2 protein-coding genes are annotated in these 3,431 nt (G+C 59.5%); both read right to left on the bottom strand.

The genetic code is table 11. The features are described from left to right. Positions 1–697: 697 nt before the first annotated feature. Positions 698–2,146 (bottom strand): alpha-amylase family glycosyl hydrolase, encoded by a 1,449-nt coding sequence (locus C3418_RS23090; protein WP_234932827.1) that lies wholly within the window; start codon positions 2,144–2,146, stop codon positions 698–700. 144 nt (positions 2,147–2,290) lie between these two features. After that, positions 2,291–3,431, bottom strand: a 1,141-nt coding sequence (locus tag C3418_RS23095) for an RNA-guided endonuclease TnpB family protein (protein WP_146054152.1), incomplete at its 5' end; no start/stop codon positions are given.

Raw genomic sequence — 3,431 nt, forward strand, 5'->3', positions numbered from 1 at the left:
CCCCAATCTTGCGTCCCCCGCCCCCTTATGTCGCCATCGTGGGGATGACAAGGCACAGCAAAAAGAGCGCCAATCAAAACAAGAGTCCGCGATACCATAAATAATCGGATTTAAATTCTGATAAATGCGCAATGTGCAGATCGAATGCACCACTTCAGTGATCGGCCATCACAGTGGCGCAGCATGTTTACCCGAGTCACCGAGAAAGGCCTCGTGGTATCCCCTTCACAGCCCGTTTTTTCGGCAGATCATGTCGATACGATGCCGCTTTTCAGCATGGATGATGCCTGTCATGGGGTAAGCCCGAGGGCCATACGGCGTGTTTCTTCGGGGCGGGCTCCAGGGGCGGATGTGGATGGAGCGCACCAATAAAGTGCAATTGCACCAATATAGATCAACCGAGTGGCACAGTTTGCCTTGCACCGCGGCGCAAAGGCGACATGGGCACCGCTTTGCTCACTGCCACGAGCACTGCAATATGCAGAGCATGAAGTGACTCGAGCGGCGGATGCACTACTTCCCTTCCCTCTAGCCCCCTTCCCATGAGCGTGCTGGTCGCGAGTCCACAGGCCTGCCCATCCACCAGCCCCCCAGCCAGAGTCCCATCAGGATGGGGCATCCATTCAGGCATAGGCAGAAGGCAGAATAAAAAAGTCGGCCCGAAGGCCGACTCGCTGCTCCCTGTGACAGGGCTTCCTTACTTGAGGTATTTGCCGTCAGCACCGACCTTGCCCGGGCCGTTCAGTACCCAGACCCGCGCCGAATAGGCGGGCACCGCAAAGCTCAGGCTGCCGTTGCTGACGCTCTGGCTCGCACCGGTTACCGCGTCCGTGTAGGTGCCGTTCTTCAGGCCACTCAGGTTTATCTGCTGGGCCGAGTTGGCCGCAAGGCCCACGGCGGCGTAGCTCCCTTGGGCGCTCAGATCACGCACGAAGCTGATGCCGCTCCCCCACTCGTTCACCTGGCTCATGGGCGCCTTTTGCAGGGCGGGCACCGCCTTGCGGATCTGGTTCAGGCGCTTGATGTGCTGATAGAGCGGGTGGCTCGGGGTGGCGGGGTTGTCCAGCACCTCCCCGTAGTAGACACGACCGGTCTGATCCACCGTCATGGTGGCCCCGTCGATGTCCTGGGGCTTGCCCGCCTGGAACATCACCTCCTCCCCGTAGTAGAGGGTCGGGATCCCCCGCGCCGTCCAGAGCAGGTTGTAGGTCATGGCCGCATTGCCCTCTTCCCCGCCGTAGCGGTACTTGAAGTCGTTGTCCGGCCCCACGTCGTGGTTCTGGAAGAAGGTGATGAGCTTGGTGGCATCCCCATAGACCCAGTCCATGGCGAAGATCCCCCCTACCCCGCCAAAGTTCCCCCGGGCGACGTTGTCACGGAAGGTGGAGAACAGTGAGAAGTCCAGCACCGAGAGGCCGGAATCGCCCCCTGCACGGGGATTGGCCGGGTTGGCCGTGGTGCGGGTATACCACCAGGGGCGGATCACCGCCGAGGCATTGTCGTTGGCCAGCTCAGAGCCCCATCCGGTGCCCTTGACCAGGTTTTCGCCAAAGACGAACAGCCCCGGCTTGTGGGCCTGCCAGTCGTGGACATAGGTCAGCAGTTCGTCCCGCTCGATGTGCTTCAAGGTATCGATACGGATGGCATCGACCCCCATGTCGAGGTACTGACGAATGGCGCCGTTGAGGTAGTCCTTGACGTTCTGGTTGCCGGTGGCCAAGTCGATGCAGTCCCCCGCCATGTGCTTGCGCTGCAGGGCAAGCGGGCTCTCCCAGTCACCGCCGGACATGAAACCGTCCAGGTGATACCAGGCGGGATCCAGGGTCTGGGCGTCGATGCCGAAGAAGCGGTTGGGGTTGTAGCCTGCGCTCGGCACGGTGGCGCCGGTCTTGGGATCTACCAGGGGCTGGGTGCCCGCCGGATCCGACTGGCAGCGGGCCTTGTACCAGTCGGGAGCCGCCGGGTTGTCGTCGTCACAGCGGTTGGCACTGGCGTAGTCCCCAAGATTGCCCTGATAGGGACCATTGTTGATGAGTCCCTGGCTCGACCCCGCCGGTACGTAGTATTTGACGGGCAGGCGATCGATCCAGGTCTTGCCGCGCAGGCCGTACTGGCTCGAGTGGTTGAGCACCACGTCCTGGATCACCTTGAGCCCCTTGGCGTGGGCCGCCTGGATGAACTCCCGGTAACCCGCCCCCGGCGACTCCAGACGGGGATCGACCCGGTAGAAGTCGTAGGCTTGACATCCTCCCCCACCTTAGCGCTTCGCGTCACAGGAGGGGGATCCCCATTACTGGGTGATAGCTGCTCGCGCAGTACCGGGTTCCTGCTTCATCGGGCGGCCTGATTGCACCGCGCCTCCACAGGCTAAAACGGCGTGTCCCGCCGCTAAAATATTGCGAGCGCCGTTCACATCGGCGTTCGCCTCATAACCACACGCAGCGCATTTAAACTGGCTTTGCGTCTGGCGGTTATCCTTCGCAGTATGCCCACAACAGGCGCACTGCTGGCTCGTGTAGGCCGGGTTTATCGCCAACACCTGACCACCTCGCCATGCCTGCTTGTATTCGAGCTGGCGGCGCAGCTCAAACCAGCCCTGATCTAATATCGAACGATTCAGCCCTGATTTTGCCCGGACGTTGCGCCCCGGCTGACTGGTCGTGCCCGCTGCTGATTTTGACATGCTGGCAACCTTCAAATCCTCAATGACGATCATCGCGTGGTTTTTGCTGATAGTCGTTGTGACCTTGTGAAGGTAATCGCGGCGGGTATTGGCGATATGTGAGTGCAGCCGCTGGATCTTGGCTTTTTGTTTCTTCCAGTTGCTGCTGAACTTTACCTTTTTGCTCAACTGGCGTTGGAGCCTTGCCAGCTTGGTCTGATTGGTTTTGAAGCTGTTGACGGGCTCAAACACCGTGCCGTCTGACAGGGTTGCGAGCTTGGCGATCCCCGCATCTAGCCCGACCATTGAGCCGGAGGGGTGAATTGGCTCAAGCGTCTCCTGCTCGACCTGAAAGGAGATATACCAGTGCCCGGCTGCTTGGCTGACGGTCGCGTTTTTAATTTTCCCTTCAACTGGCTGGGACTGGCGAAACTTGACCCACGCCAGACCGGCAGGAATCTTCACGCGACCTTTTTCAAGGCGGCAATACTTGTCAAAGTTGACTAAGCGGATTGAGTCGCGGTTGTCGCTTTTCTTCTTGAAAACGGGAGCCTTGGCGGCGAGTTTTTTATCAAAGCAGCGCATCCACGCGCCGTGCAAGTCTTTGAGTTTCTGCTGGAGGTTGTCGGTATATGCCTCGGTCAGAAAGGCCATTTCTGGGTCTTTCTTCCAACTGGTGAGCATCCGGTTCAGCTCAAAGGCAGAAGGTAGTTTTTCGCCAGCATCCAGAATGCGCTTTGTCTCTGCCAGCCCGTGATTCCAGACATAA

Origin of the sequence: Aeromonas sp. ASNIH8 (assembly GCF_002919855.1) — a bacterium.
Classification (GTDB): domain Bacteria; phylum Pseudomonadota; class Gammaproteobacteria; order Enterobacterales; family Aeromonadaceae; genus Aeromonas; species Aeromonas caviae.